Origin of the sequence: Sphingomonas sp. TDK1, from assembly GCF_001650735.1 — a bacterium.
Taxonomy (GTDB): domain Bacteria; phylum Pseudomonadota; class Alphaproteobacteria; order Sphingomonadales; family Sphingomonadaceae; genus Sphingomonas.
Genome location: NZ_LXVY01000034.1, coordinates 175,713 through 189,884 on the forward strand (window position 1 = coordinate 175,713; position 14,172 = coordinate 189,884).

General features: G+C 61.4%; 9 protein-coding genes and 1 other annotated feature. Of the genes, 5 read left to right on the forward strand and 4 right to left on the reverse strand.

The window, feature by feature from the left end; genetic code table 11:
* Positions 1-155 precede the first annotated feature (155 nt).
* Complete coding sequence (locus A7X12_RS17500) at positions 156-3,593, forward strand: right-handed parallel beta-helix repeat-containing protein (RefSeq protein WP_064312735.1); 3,438 nt, start codon at positions 156-158, stop codon at positions 3,591-3,593.
* 507 nt (positions 3,594-4,100) lie between these two features.
* On the opposite strand, the gene A7X12_RS17505 is transcribed toward A7X12_RS17500, so the two are convergent.
* The 3 genes from A7X12_RS17505 to A7X12_RS17520 form a co-directional block, all read right to left on the reverse strand.
* A protein-coding gene (locus A7X12_RS17505) for an IS3 family transposase (protein WP_139810225.1) occupies positions 4,101-5,332 on the reverse strand; the annotation gives its coding sequence in 2 pieces (ribosomal slippage) (positions 4,101-5,041 and positions 5,041-5,332; 1,233 coding nt in all).
* Positions 4,932-5,048, reverse strand: a sequence feature (AL1L pseudoknot). (Overlaps the previous gene by 117 nt.)
* Positions 5,333-5,379: 47 nt before the next feature.
* Positions 5,380-5,556 carry a conjugal transfer protein TraD gene (locus A7X12_RS17515; RefSeq protein ID WP_064313042.1) on the reverse strand — a complete coding sequence of 59 codons (177 nt, stop codon included), beginning with the start codon at positions 5,554-5,556 and terminating at the stop codon, positions 5,380-5,382.
* Between the two features lie 16 nt (positions 5,557-5,572).
* Positions 5,573-5,896, reverse strand: coding sequence for a conjugal transfer protein TraD (locus A7X12_RS17520; protein WP_064312738.1), 324 nt, complete (start codon positions 5,894-5,896; stop codon positions 5,573-5,575).
* A 170-nt stretch (positions 5,897-6,066) separates the two neighbouring features.
* Between A7X12_RS17520 and traA the strand changes: the two genes are divergently transcribed.
* Positions 6,067-8,964, forward strand: a complete 2,898-nt coding sequence (gene traA, locus A7X12_RS17525) for a Ti-type conjugative transfer relaxase TraA (RefSeq protein ID WP_064312739.1) — start codon at positions 6,067-6,069, stop codon at positions 8,962-8,964.
* A 448-nt stretch (positions 8,965-9,412) separates the two neighbouring features.
* Positions 9,413-10,633 (forward strand): MFS transporter, encoded by a 1,221-nt coding sequence (locus tag A7X12_RS17530; RefSeq protein ID WP_064312740.1) that lies wholly within the window; start codon positions 9,413-9,415, stop codon positions 10,631-10,633.
* Positions 10,634-10,696: 63 nt separating this feature from the next.
* Here A7X12_RS17530 and A7X12_RS17535 read toward each other — a convergent pair whose 3' ends face one another.
* Positions 10,697-11,368, reverse strand: a complete 672-nt coding sequence (locus A7X12_RS17535) for a GntR family transcriptional regulator (protein WP_064312741.1) — start codon at positions 11,366-11,368, stop codon at positions 10,697-10,699.
* A 171-nt stretch (positions 11,369-11,539) separates the two neighbouring features.
* Between A7X12_RS17535 and A7X12_RS17540 the strand changes: the two genes are divergently transcribed.
* A complete protein-coding gene (locus A7X12_RS17540; protein WP_064312742.1) occupies positions 11,540-12,703 on the forward strand; it encodes an FAD-dependent monooxygenase in 1,164 nt (387 codons plus the stop codon).
* Positions 12,703-14,157, forward strand: coding sequence for a GH39 family glycosyl hydrolase (locus tag A7X12_RS17545; RefSeq protein WP_064312743.1), 1,455 nt, complete (start codon positions 12,703-12,705; stop codon positions 14,155-14,157). Before A7X12_RS17540 ends, A7X12_RS17545 begins: the two co-directional genes overlap by 1 nt.
* Positions 14,158-14,172 lie beyond the last annotated feature (15 nt).

Below are 14,172 nucleotides of genomic sequence, written 5' to 3' on the forward strand. Positions count from 1 at the left end.
AATTTTGAAAAACTAGGCTTGGTCGCTTCGAAGAAGGGCCAATTTATTCATCTACAGTGTGATGATCGCGAGGGTTTATACGCACTGCGTATTCAATGCCTCGGTAACTGCCGTCCACCTAAATTCGAATAATCCAATCAAAAGGATAGCTGGATATGAGTAAGCTCATGTGCCCTGCGACGCCGGGTGCGCCGCGCGATCGCGCTATTGCCGTTGCCTCCACTGCGACGGGCCACCTTTCCTCACCTGAAAAGAGGTTTTCCTCAGACGCAACGTCCGAGTTCGTCCTACCCGCTAGCAACTACTTGCAGCTCGACAATGACGACGGGATCCAGACTGTAACCGCCGTTGGGGCGGGCGCCTCTCAGAATGCCGGCCAAGCCCTTGACCAGGAGAACCTCATGACTCAGGACGAAACCTCTTTCGGCACCCTCGCAACCACCCTCGATATTGCTTTCGGTGCCAACACCCGGCGCCAATACGGCGGCTTCGATCTTGGCTATACTGGTGGCGGTACCCTAGCAGTAGTCCAGGGTGATACGGCCGGTGTGTTTGCCGTTGTTGGCGGACGCCTTGTCCTCGCCGGTACCGCAGGCGCTGCGCCGCCAGTTCTGGCAAGCAGCTACACACTGCAAATCTCGGATGGGGCGGGCTGGGCAGTCACCGCCAACGTCACCCGCGTGGATAATGCGCGACACGTCGCGACTGTAGCCGAACTGGCGGCGCACGGCGCAGCACTGGGCGAGACCATCAAACTCCGCAACAATGCCTTTGTGTTCGGCAGCTCCACCGACGGCAAGCGCATTGCTGGCCCGTCCGGCGCGTTCACCGGCGCGAACTGGTGCATTGTCGAGCCGGACATGCCGCTGCAAGCGAGCATCACAAACGTGTGGTGCAACGTCGGCGGGTTCAAGTTCCGCAACATGGTGTTCAACGGCGGCGGCGCCGGCATGGAGGCCCTGCGCATCGGGGGCGCAAACTACTTCATCGACAGCTGCTATTTCAATGCGCCCGGCACGTGGGGGTTGTTCTCCAACCAGTCCATCAACAACGTCACGGTTCAAGATAGCACGTTTTACGACGTGCAAGACGCCATCTCTTTGGGCTCCGACGGCGGCACGGCTACCGGCTTCACCGCCCTGCGCAACGTGTTCGCCAAGCGCTATCAGGACGCCGTGCAACTTTTGAATTATGGCAGTGTCCTGGTTCAGGATAATCTGTCAATCGACAAGTCTGGCGGCGCCGCCAGCCAAGCGCACCCCGATTTCGTCCAGCTATTCAACCGCACTGCGGCGGCCGGTCCGGTGTCGCTGGGCACCTGTGTGGTTCGTGGCAACGTCGTTATTCGCGGCAATGGCCAGGACGGTGGCTATGCAGGCGACCATGGAGTCTTCATGTCCATGCACTCCGGCGGCCCCTATTATGACGAAATTACAGTTGAGAATAATTTCTTCCAGTCGACCAACGCAAATGCCATCAACTTGTCCACCAGTGTGGTTGACGCGACTGTTCGAAACAATACCGCGGTTTACGACCCGAGTGCCCCCGACTTGATCGGCGTCGGTTCTGGTAAGGATTCTTACCCCTGCATTAAGGTAACGGCAACGGGAACTGTCATCGTCACCAAAAACATTGTGGCTGGCACGGTCACTGCCAGCGGCAATGCAGTGACGAATGCCAACAACCTCACCGGCCAGCAATCTTTCGCCAGCCACCAAGCCATCTTCGCCAACCCCTACACCAACGGTTCGGGCAATAGCGGGATCGCAGCCACCGATTATGCCGCGCGCAAAGCCGATTTCGTCGCTCGCTATGCTACCATTGGCGCGGGCGCTGGTCTTGGGGCCTTCGCGCCTATCGCTACCATGACTCCTTATTTCCTGGTGGATGCATATGATAGCCTGACTAATCATGCCGCGTCTAATGGCGCAGCCATATCGCTAGTGCCGCCACTGGTGCTCGGTACCAACTCCATTCAGCTCGATATGCGGGGGGCCGTGAACCCGTCTCTTAATACCACCACCTTCCCGGACACGAGCGATCCCGCAACTTGGGATCTGATCGGCTTCTGCGTTGATCCTGGTACAGATCTTTTTAATTCAACCCAAACTGCCGCAAACCCGAAGTTCTACATGCCAAATAATGCGTTCTACGCGCACGCGGTCGATACTACGTATGGCAACAATCCTGACACGGACTTTTATCCAACCACTCGCGGCAAGCGGTGGCTGACCTTCAAGACGGATCGAATGCGCCTTGGCGGAGCCTGGGCCGGGGCGCCCATGACGACCACAGGATCGGGCTCGAAAAAGCTTGTTGTGCAGGTTACCAATCAAAACAGCAATCGCAACCATTCGCTTAAGTTTGGACCATTTATCCGCCCTCAGCGTATAAAGCCTGCTATCGTGTGGACGTTTGATGACGTAAACGTAGGTCAATTCACTAAGGCTGCGCCTGCTATGCAAGCTGCTGCAAACGCCGCCGGAATGCTTCATCCGTTCGTCGGCACTGGGATGATGTGTCTTGGTGGCCTTGATACTTCAACAAAGCTGACTTCTGCACAAGCGATGGTGCTCAAGAATAATTATGGTTGGACCTGGAGTCTGGACAGCGCTAATGACGATCAGGCGTTTACGCAGTTTCCTTCAAGAGCCGCCGCCATTGCGCAGCTAAATCAGCTCCGCGATAATTGTATCGCCCTCGGCTACTCAACTGTCGAAGATGCTAAAATGTTTTGTTATTCCTACGGCGGGCACACCTACGGTCAGCCGGGGCCGCTCAGCCTCACGCCTAATGGTACCGACACCATTGGGAACGTGACCAACGGCATTCTGGCAAACGGCTACGCGGCCGGCATGGTTGTCAAGGGAACAGGTGCAGTCGGGAACCCGATCCTGCTCGCTGTCAATCGTACAAGCATTTCAAGAATTGAATTCAAGTTCGACCGGCCCATTCCGGCTTCGGCAGCGCGTTCGTTCTACTTCTGCGCAACGCGACGCGGTTTGACGTACGCCGCGACCGGCAACGCACAAATTACGGTTGATACCACATATCTGGTTCCGGGGATGGGTATGGATGCGTATGGTGTGCCGTCCGGGCTCGTTATTACGTCTGTAGATGTTGAGGGCGTGAGTGGCATGATCACCATGTCTGGTAATGTACCAAGCGGAACTGGTGTTGCCAACTTCCATTTAAAGCACGGTGAGTTTGCACCGGGACTGATGGAAGATGCATTGCTTGAGGCAGGTTATTCGTTCGGCCGGTGGGGTAGCGCAGGTGGTGGCAACGGCATCTACACCGGTTATGGCCTCGACCCGCTAATCGCCATTCGACAGCCAGCAGCATCAATCGATGACGGTACGGCAGTTGGTGGCAACGCGAACGTTGTTGAAAAATGCAAAAACGAAATCATCGAAGCGACGGACAACGGTCGCGACTTGATTTGCTATATGCACTACGGCCCGCAGCAGAATGATGATAACTTTGTGCTGTTGGCACAATGGGCAGCTGCCCGATGTGCTGCCGGTGACTTCGACATTATAAGCCTGCGCGACTGGAAGGCGCGAGTGGATTCGAGATTGCCGATAGCCTAACGGGAACTCCCGCAAAAGGCCCGGGTCTGTAGGGCTCGCGTTGTTCGAGAAGTTTTCTCAACAGCGCGAGCCCTACTCATGAGAGAACGGGACATTCAGAACACCTGACGTGCGCCCCTGATTGTTACCAGTCAAAGATAGAGTCTCGCTCCTTCATGATGGTTGCTTGATGGCATGCCAAGGTGTCCGGGGGGGCATGCCCCCGGACACCTTGACCGGCGATCTCGGCGGGGTCTTCCCGCCCAGTTTCGAGTGCGCCTGACGTGGTTGTAGTCATGCCGCCAGGCGTCGAGCACGAAGCGTATATTCTCAATTGCTGACATTATCGCGCCCCTCGGCGTCCTGGCTTATCTCGGCGTTATCATCCGCGACAGGTGCGGCGGGAGGCGCAGCCTTCACAAGCGCGGTCGCGGCGCTCTTCTGAAGCGCTTCGAGACGTTTGTCAGCGTCTTCGCTAGCTTGTCCGGCTGAACCGCGCCGGGTTTGCCGGAGGCCATTGGATGTGAGTCACGCCGCCATACCGATCTGGTGTTCGGCAGCATAGTAGTTCGCTTCGGCTTCGGCAGGCGGAATGTTTCCGATGGGTTCGAGCAGCCGGCGATGGTTGAACCAGTCGACCCATTCGAGCGTGGCGTATTCGACGGCTTCGAAGCTGCGCCATGGCCCGCGTCGATGGATGACTTCAGCCTTGTACAGGCCGTTGATCGTCTCGGCCAAGGCATTGTCATAGCTGTCTCCGACGCTGCCGACGGAGGGTTCGATGCCGGCTTCTGCGAGGCGCTCGGTGTATTTGATGGACACGTACTGGCTGCCGCGGTCCGAGTGGTGGACAAGGCCAGCACCTCGCGCAGGACGACGATCGTGCAGCGCCTGCTCGAGCGCGTCGAGGACGAAGCCGGCATGGGCGCTCCGGCTAACACGCCAGCCGACGATCCGCCGGGCGTAGGTGTCGATGACGAACGCCACGTAGACGAACCCCGCCCAGGTCGCCACGTAGGTGAAGTCCGACACCCACAGCATGTTCGGCGCCGGAGCACGGAACTGGCGGTTCACCCTATCGAGCGGGCATGGTGCCGCCTTGTCGCTGAGGGTTGTGCGCACCGGCTTGCCGCGGATCACGCCTGCCAGGCCCATCCTCCGCATCAGGCGGGCAACGGTACATCGGGCGACCTCGAACCCCTCGCGGCGCAGCTGCCGCCAGATCTTGCGGACGCCATAGACGCGGAAATTCTCCTCGAACACGCGGCGCACCTCCGGTCGGAGCACGTCGTCCCGCCGAGCCCGAGCCGACCGCCTGGTCGGCTCCATCCTTCTGGCAACATGGGCATGGTAGGTGGATGGGGCGATCGGCAGCACCCGGCAGATCGGCTCGACCCCGTACACCGCGCGGTGCGCGTCAATGAACGACACCATCACTTCGCTCGGCGGTCGAGCTCCGCCATCGCAAAATAGGCGGACGCCTTGCGAAGGATTTCGTTCGCTTGGCGCAGCTCGCGATTCTCGCGCTCCAAGGCTTTCATTCGCTCCGCGACATCACTGGGCACACCGCCGCGCATGCCGCTGTCCACCTCAGCTTTCTTAACCCATTCGTTGAGCGTCTGCCCGGAACAGCCGATCTTCGCCGCGATCGATACTATCGCCGACCACCGCGACGGGTGATCCTTCTCGTGTTCCAGCACCATCCGCACCGCGCGGGTGCGGACCTCAGGCGAGAACTTGTTCGTCGTCTTGCTCGTCATAGACCCTTCCTCTCAGGAGTTGGGGCCTCCGACAAACCCGGCGCGGTTCATCTTTGCCATAACGTCAGCGCCTGATCGCGTTGTTCGCCTTTGAGCGTGGCTGCGGCGTCGATCATCACACCGAACAATACGGCGCGATCATCGTCGGTGAGTTCGACCAATCCGGCTTTCGCAACCAGGCCGCCCAGCTCGATCAGCTGGCGCGTTCGTTCGCGGCGCTTCACCATCCAGTCCCGCGTGTCATTCCGCGCCCGTTGCGCTTCCAGACGATGCCGTGCCGCCGTCAGCTGCCGCAGTCGATGCCGCACGCGAACGAGCGCGGCCGCGAGCTTTTCCCTGCCGCTGAAAGAAGGCCGCGCCACGCTGGCGCCAGTCCTCCCGCATGATCATGTCCGACGCGCTGACAGCGGCGAGCAACGCGCCTGCCAGTTGCTCGACCGGTAGTGCATCGGCACCGGTCGCGACTACCAGCTCGCCAAGCTGCTGGAGCTTGGCTTGTTTGAGCTGCCTCGCTTTGCTGTCGAGCGCCTTCAGTTCCGAATCAAAGTCACGCGGTTTTCGCATCGAAGCCTCCGCAGTTGATGGGTGATGATCGATGATTTAGGAACTGCGTCGATCAGCGCAAATGTCGTGAAACATCTTGGGATTATCACGTCGCGAAAAGATGAAATCTTTTGAGGGCGCGCTTATACGTCGTGCCGACGTCGCTTGTTTGGTGTAGATGGATTGCCGCTATGGCGATCTACCATTTCTCGGCCAAGATCATCAGCCGCGCCAGTGGATCGTCGGCGCTTGCCGCTGCCGCCTATCGCTCCGCCTCGCGGTTGCACGACCAACGGCTCGACCGGCATCACGACTTCTCGAACAAGGCGGGTGTCGTGCATTCCGAAGTGCTGCTGCCGGACGGCGCGCCCGAGCATTTCGCCGATCGGGAACAGCTGTGGAATGCCGTCGAAGCGGTGGAACTGCGCAAGGACGCGCAGCTTGCCCGCGAGATCGAGTTCGCGATCCCGCGCGAGCTGAACCAGGCCGAGGGCATTAGGCTGGCGCGCGAGTTCGTCCAGGCCGAATTCGTGAACCGCGGCATGGTCGCCGATCTCAATGTGCATTGGGATATCGGTGCCGATGGCGAACCCAAGCCGCACGCCCATGTCATGCTGGCGTTGCGCGAAGTCGGCGAGGACGGGTTCGGCAAGAAGAACCGTGACTGGAACCGCACCGACCTGCTGGAGAAATGGCGCGAGCGCTGGGCCGGCCACGTCAATGCGCGTCTGGCCGAACTCGATATCGATGCGCGTGTCGATCACCGGTCGCTGGAAGCGCAGGGCATCGATCTCGAGCCGCAGCACAAGATCGGCCCAGCAGCGGCGCGTATGGCCGCCCAGGGGCTCGCGTCCGAACGGCTGGAAGAGCATTACGACATCGCGCGTGCCAATGGCGAGAAGCTGCGGGCCAATCCGGCGCTGGCGCTCGATGCCATCACCCGCACCCAGGCGACCTTCACCACGCGCGATCTGGCGATGTTCGTGCATCGCCACAGCGAAGGGAAGGACCAGTTCGACCAGGTGATGGCGGCGGTGCGTGCGGCGCCCGAGCTGGTGAAGCTGGGCAAGGACGGGCGCGGCGAAGACCGCTTCACCAGCCGTGACATGATCGAGACCGAAGTGCGACTGGAGCGCGCGACCGTGAAGCTCGACGCCAGCCGCGGGCATGGCATGGACGAGCAGCATCGCAAGCTTGCCTTGGCGCGTGCCGAAATGCGCGGGCTGGCCCTGTCGAGCGAGCAGCGCAGCGCGTTTGATCACGTCACCAGCGGCAAGGATCTGGGGGTAATCGTCGGCTATGCCGGTACCGGCAAATCGGCGATGCTTGGCGTTGCGCGCAACGCATGGGAGAGCGCTGGCTATCAGGTGCAGGGGCTGGCGCTGTCCGGGATCGCCGCCGAGAATCTGGAAAGCGGCTCAGGCATCGCGTCGCGCACCATTGCCAGCATCGAGCATCAATGGGGGCAGGGGCGCGAACTGCTGACCGACAGGTCGATCCTCGTGATCGACGAAGCGGGGATGATCGGCAGCCGCCAGATGGAGCGGGTGATCGCCGAAGCCGAGAAGCGTCACGCGAAGGTGGTGCTGGTCGGCGATCCCGAGCAGTTGCAGGCGATTGAGGCCGGCGCAGCGTTTCGTTCGGTTGCCGAGCGGCATGGCGCTATCGAGATAACCGACATTCGCCGGCAGCGCGAGGACTGGCAGCGGCTGGCGACGCGGCAGCTCGCAACCGGGCGCACCGCCGAGGCGCTGGAGGCCTACCGGCAGCAGGATGCGCTTCAACTTGCCGACACGCGTGAAGCGGCGCGTGCCGCGCTGATCGATCGCTGGAACCGGCGGCGGCACGAGGCACCCAGCGCAAGCCGAATCATCCTTACCCATACCAATGACGAAGTGGCGGCGCTCAACCGGGCGGCGCGCGACCGGCTACGTGCACACGGCGAAATGGGTGAAGATGTCACTTGGCAGGTCGAGAAGGGCGAACGCCAGTTCGCCGCTGGCGATCGGGTCATGTTTGGGCGCAACGAGCGCAGCCTGGGCGTCAAGAACGGATCGCTGGGGCGGATCGAAAGTGTCACCGCTACCCGCATGGCGGTGCTGCTCGATAATGGCGGTTCGGTCGCCTTCGACCTCAAGGACTATGCCGCGGTCGATCATGGCTATGCCGCGACCGTGCATAAGGCACAGGGTGTCACCGTCGACGAGGTGCATGTGCTGGCAACACCGGGATTGGATCGGCACGCGGCCTATGTCGCATTGTCCCGACAGCGCGAGCGTGTGGACCTCCATTATGGCCGAGACGACTTTTCGGGCCATGCGACGCTGGCGGCGGCGCTGTCGCGCGAGCGGGGCAAGGATATGGCGTCCGACTATGCGCCCGAATTCGCAGCACGTCGGCAGATCGTGCTGCCGCCGTCGGTTCGGGCACCGCAGGCGGCACCCAAGCGCGACATGTTCGCCGGGCTGAAGTTGCGAGTATCGCCCGAAGTGCTGCCACCGGCACAGCTATTGGCACCTAAGCAGGCGCCGCAGCCTGAACCCGTGATCGTGCCGACGCGGGCCGTGCAGCGCCATGCGACGATTGTCCGCGCGATGCGCTTCGCGAATCGTGTTGGTGACCGCCACACCCCCGCACAGCGCGAGGAGCTCCAGGCGAGCCGTGCAGCGCTGAATGTGCTTGCTCCGTATGCCGCGCGCGATCTTGAGCTGGCGTTCTCCAACGATCCAAGTCTGATCCAGGAAGCGTCAGAAGGCCAGGTGGCAAGGTCGATCCGTGCCATGCAGTTCGAAGAAGATATTCGTGTCGATCCACAGCTTCGCGCCGACGCTTTTGTCCAGCGCTGGCAGGCACTGGACCGACAGCGCCGGCTGCTGTTGCGAAATCAGGAGACCACCGACGCGAACAGGGTCGGCGACCGGATGATCGGCATGGCGAAGAGCCTTGAGCGCGATCCGCAGGTCGAGTCCATTTTGCGCAACCGAAAAGCCCAGCTCGGCTTGCCCGAGATGCATGGAAGGAGCGTGGGTCAGAGCTTGGCAGACCTCATCGGCCGCAGCCGAAGCCGTGGGCTCAACATCGGGATGTGAGCCGGCCCGCAGCTACGCGCCCCAACCTCAGCCCTCAAGCCTGTCCCCGCGAGGCACCGAACCTGCCGTTCGTTTGGTTCGCTCGGGCGGCAAATGAAAGACGGGGTTTGGGACTTTGCTGCCGTTCCCATGTAGCGCGTGGACTGCAGCTTTTGCAAAAAGCTGCCACTCTGCCAGCGTTGCGCTATGGCCTCAACGATCGCGATTTCCACGCCGACGGCTTGCTCACGCATGTTCATCAGCGATCGGCTGTTTGCCTGCGACGCGCATGGTTCCTTTCCACGCTTCACGTCAGCGTCAGAGCAAGGTGCGACGCATTGAACGGCGATAGCGCCATCGAGCGCACAACACGCCCTGGGGCGGGTAGCGAGCCATTTAGTTGCCTTCCGCTCGCCTCTTGATATATTACGGGAAACATATCCGATAATCAGGCTTAGTGGAGAGGCTCGTGGCAAGCTTGCAGCATGAACGGAGCCCCCGGGCGGGGGTGCCGCAGGGACTCACCGTGGTGGTCGCGGGCTTTTTGCCGATGATCGCGGTCGTCTCGATGTTTCCCGCCGTCCCTTCGATCATCGACCATTTCCACGACGATCCGACGGCAGGCTGGAAAGTGCCGTGGATGGTCACGGCCCCGGGCCTCGCGATCGCGGTGATCGCGCCTTTCGCCGGTGCGCTCATCGATCGCTTCGGACGCCGCGCCTTGGTCATCTGGTCCACCTTGCTCTACGCGATGGCGGGGACGGCGCCCTTCTTCCTCACCAGCCTGAATGCCATGTTCCTGTCGCGCATCGCGCTCGGTATCGCCGAAGCGGCAATTCTCACCACGGTAAACACCCTGATCGCCGACTATTGGGACGAGCAGGGCCGAAGGCACTGGCTCAGCCTCCAGGGAATGATTGGCCCGTTCCTGGGCAGCGCGCTGATCCTTGGGTCCGGATATCTCACGGGCATGCGGTGGAACGGGGTGTTCCTCATCTACCTCACCGCCTTCCCGATCTTCCTCGCCATGCTGGCATTCGTCTTCGAGCCGAACGTCGACGCCCCCCGCGCGACGGCGGAGCAGGGGCCGCACGACCGGCCTGCGTTCCCGGTCCGGAAGATCGGACGGATCGGCTTGGTGACTCTGTTCTGCTCGGCGCTTTATTATGTTTACGCCGTGAATGGCGGCCTGGCCTTTCGCGAGGTCGGCGTGGCTTCGTCCGACGAACTCGGCCGCATCACCTTCCTGCCGAGCCTCATGGTTTCCGTCGGGGCCGGCATCTTCTGGCTCACCGGCAAGCGTCGCTCGGAAGTCGCCTTCGTCCTCCTGCTCGGGCTGGTGGGTGCGGGCCTCTGCTTGATCGGTTTCGCTCCTGATTGGAAGTGGATGAGCGCGGGGGTGATGATCCAGCAGACCGGGGCTGGAATGATGATCCTGGCGCTGGTCGCATGGGCGCAGCGCGAGCTTCCGGTCCAACATCGCGGGTGCGGCATGGGCATCTGGACCGGCTGCTTCTTTCTCGGGCAGTTCCTGAGCCCGCCGCTCGTCACGTTGGCGCAGACCGCCACCGGCAGCATGCAGGGCACCTTTGCCGTCGCCGGCATCATGGCCTTTGCGGGGATGCTGATCGCGCTCGGGTCGCTACTGCTGCGCGGAAACTCGGCAAAGGGACCTGTCGTCGCGACCTAGCGCTGGGGCTCGCAAACGCCTCAGGATGCAGGCGGCAAGGCGGATGCTTCGTCAGGCCCAAGCCTAGCTGCCCTGCGTGTAGTCGAATCCCTTCTCGATGATGATCTCCGCGATTTTCGCGCGGCTTATCCTGATGAACTCGCTCGTGTCGTCGACCGACGGAATGGCGGCGTCGAACCGCGTTGCGAGTTCGAAGATGCTACGGACATCCTCGCCGTGATTGCTGATGGAGTGGAAGATCCGGTCCATTTCTGCAGACAGGTTCCGGTAGATCGCGCCGAGGTACGGATTACGCGTAGCCTCCACGAGCAGATCGAACCGTTGCCGCGAGAGTTGAATCCAGTGCTCGGGATTGAGCTTCGTCTTTCTGATCGCCCGCAAATGCTCGCGCTGGATGGCGTCCAGAGAGGCGCTTTGCTCGGGCGTGATTCGCTCCTGTGCCAGCTGCATGATCAACGGCGACACGGCGCTCCATGCCGTGAAGAAGTCATCCACGGACTTCAACGTAAGCCCAGCCACGCGGTAGCCGCGGCGGGGGATCGTTTCGACGAGACCATCATGGTTCAGGCGGTCCAAGGCCTCCCGCACCGGCATCGCCCCGAAGCCAATGTCCTTTGATATCTCTCGCTCGGTAAACCGCATGCGGGGTGGCATTTTGAGGGACACGATCCGCTGCCGCAGAACCGCATAGGCCTGGTCCGCCAGCGTCTGTTTTCGTCCCTCGGCCTCTGCCATCCAGCACCTCCTGCTCGGCACCGTGCCGAGGGCGAACCATGCCCCCGTCCAGCAGCACTGGCAAGATTGGAACCCTTGACCTAAATTTGCGCGCATGCCATCGTAATATATCACCAGCGCAGTGCGGCCGGCGATTGCCTTACGCACGCGGAAATTTTGGGAGAGGTCGAATTGGCGAGGCCTGACAGGATTCTCATTGTCGGCGCGGGCATTGGCGGCCTGTGCACAGCGGTAGCGCTTGCGCAGATCGGCGCGGAAGTCGACGTCATCGATATCAAGCCGGACAACGCGGTGGCTGGCGTGGGATGGGGGCTGCGGACCAACGGCCTTCGTGCGCTGCGCGAGATCGGCCTTCTCGAACCGACGCTGTCGATCGGGTTTCCAACGCCGCCACTTTCCTATTTCGACAGGAACGGCCACCATGTCGTCGACATCCCGTACGGGCGCCAGCTCGACGGCATGCCCAACAACGTCCAGCTCCCCCGCCTGGGCTTCCTGGAGATGGCCAGCGCTCGCGCCCTGGAGGCCGGCTGCTCGATCAGGATGTCGACGACGGCAACCGACATCCAAGAGGATGCCGACGGCGTGACGGTGGAGTTGAGCGACGGATCGTCGCACCGATATGATCTGGTGATCGGCTTTGACGGCATCAACTCGAGTATTCGCCGTTACCTGTTCGGCGAGACCTACGTCCCCATTCGCAGCGGCGGCGTCGCCTGGCGTGCGCCGGTACGCGCTCCGGACTCGCTGAAGGGCGCCATATTCTGCCATGGCTTTGGCGGCAAAGTGGGCTTCGTACCGCTGGCCGGCGGCATGATGTACGTGATCGTCACCCATTACGAGTCAGGCCGCCCGCGTCACGACCCCGCTGCCTTCCCGCAAATCATGCATCAGAGCGCGCGGGAGATGATGGGAGACTCCGCATTCATGGCGGCGGAAATCGACTCGCTGCGCGCCGCCACCAACGTTGCGTACACGCCGCTCGATACGGTCCTGGTTCCCTATCCGTGGCACCGGGGGCGGGTCATGATCATGGGCGACGCCGCCCACGCCATGACGCCCTATCTCGGATCGGGCGCGGCGATGGCCATTGAAGACGGCGTGGTCTTTGCCAAGCTCCTGCGTTCGGACGACACGCTCTACGACGTACAAACCAAGTTCATGGCAAGACGGTACCCGCGCGTGAAAGCCATCTGGGACCAGTCGCTGAAGATGATGCACGAGGAATTCGATTCCGCGACACCCGAGGCGCTCGATCGACGCCTCGCATATCTCGTGCACGAGGAGCCGAAAGTCCTCGATTACATTCACCGCATTCTGGAAAGTGAATATTGATGAACACGAACCGTATCGCGAAGGTGTCGATCCATGCGGGCGTTTCGATCGGCGACATGCGCAAGCTGCACGGAACATCGGGCATTCCCGGCCCTGCGGCCGGAACGGACGGCGTTCCCGACATCCTGAACGTGTGGAAGGCTGCGCACGTAACGCTCGTTCGGTCGTATGATTGGGTTTCGAGGCTGGACACCGTCGACAACCCGAGAAGCCTGTTTCCCGACTGGTCGGCGGATCCCAGTGATCCAGCCAATTACAATTTCGACGCGACCGATTCCTGGGTGCGGCAGGTCCGTTCGATCGGGGCGGATATCCTCTTCACGATCGCCAGCGAGATCCCGTCGAACAAGCAACCGATCGGGGACTTGGCGAAGTATGAGCAAGTCGTAGAAAATATCGTCCGCCACTATGTATGCGGATGGGGCAACGGCTTTACGGGGGCTGTGACGCACTGGGAATTCGGGGATCAGCCGGACTTCGGGACGCTGCACTTCTCCGGCACGCCGGATCAATTCTACGCGATGTACGCGGCCGCCGCGCGCGCCGTGAAGCGTGTCGACGCCGGCCTGAAGTTCGGCGGCCCCTGTGTCGCCTTTCCGCTGAACGAAGGTCCGTTCCGCGAAGGTTTTCTCGGCTTCATCAAAGACAAGTCGCTGCCTTTGGATTTCCTGTCCTGGATGTGGTACGCCGACAATTCCCGCGACCCACTAGATTTTCGAACGATTGCAGCAGACGTTCGCGCGATCCTCGACAAGCACGGCTTCGGGGATACGCAGCTCCTGCTCTCCTACTGGAGCATGACCGGCATCCCGACGGCCAAGTTCGAGGATTCCAAAAATGCAGCGTTCATCGCAGCAGCAGCCGTCTACTTGCAGGACTCTGAGGTCGACCAGGCGATCTTCTTCCGCGCCGATACTGGCACCGACTTTCACTACAATTTCAGGGATCCCGCCGGAATTTTCGAGGCCGACGGCAGCGAGAATGCGAGAACGAGCGCATTCCGCCTGGTAGGACAGACGCTGGCCGCGACGGAGCGCCTCCCCAGCACGGGTGGCGATGAGAACGGATTTGCCGTGCTGGCCGGCCGCACCGCAAATGGGGACGTCATTCGCGTGCTGATCGCCAATTATGCGATCCCCGATCCGTACTTGATCGCCCGAGAGCGCGACGTGTTCGAATTCCAGGTGCCGATCGGCACCGAACGGGTGAACATGTCGTTGAATGTTCCTTCCAGGCGCGTGCACGCCGGAAGTGCCGGCTATACCGGCTATACGCTCGACATCACCGACCTGCCCTGGGGCCAGGGCCGCCACAAAGTGGTTCGGTACCGGGCAGATGCGGATCACTTCGGCGACATCCTCGACTCGCAGGAAGGCGAAGGCGGTTCGATTACCATCCAAGGCACGCTGGCGGCACCGGGCGTGGAACTGATCGAAATCACTCGATCCTCATAATCAAATAACGACCAA

Excerpts from the sequence above, each read along its gene's own strand:
- A7X12_RS17535 (WP_064312741.1), bottom strand. The coding sequence starts at position 11,368 with ATGGCAGAGGCCGAGGGACGAAAACAGACGCTGGCGGACCAGGCCTAT.
- A7X12_RS17520 (WP_064312738.1), bottom strand. The coding sequence starts at position 5,896 with ATGCGAAAACCGCGTGACTTTGATTCGGAACTGAAGGCGCTCGACAGC.
- A7X12_RS17545 (WP_064312743.1), top strand. The coding sequence starts at position 12,703 with ATGAACACGAACCGTATCGCGAAGGTGTCGATCCATGCGGGCGTTTCG.
- A7X12_RS17500 (WP_064312735.1), top strand. The coding sequence starts at position 156 with ATGAGTAAGCTCATGTGCCCTGCGACGCCGGGTGCGCCGCGCGATCGC.
- traA (WP_064312739.1), top strand. The coding sequence starts at position 6,067 with ATGGCGATCTACCATTTCTCGGCCAAGATCATCAGCCGCGCCAGTGGA.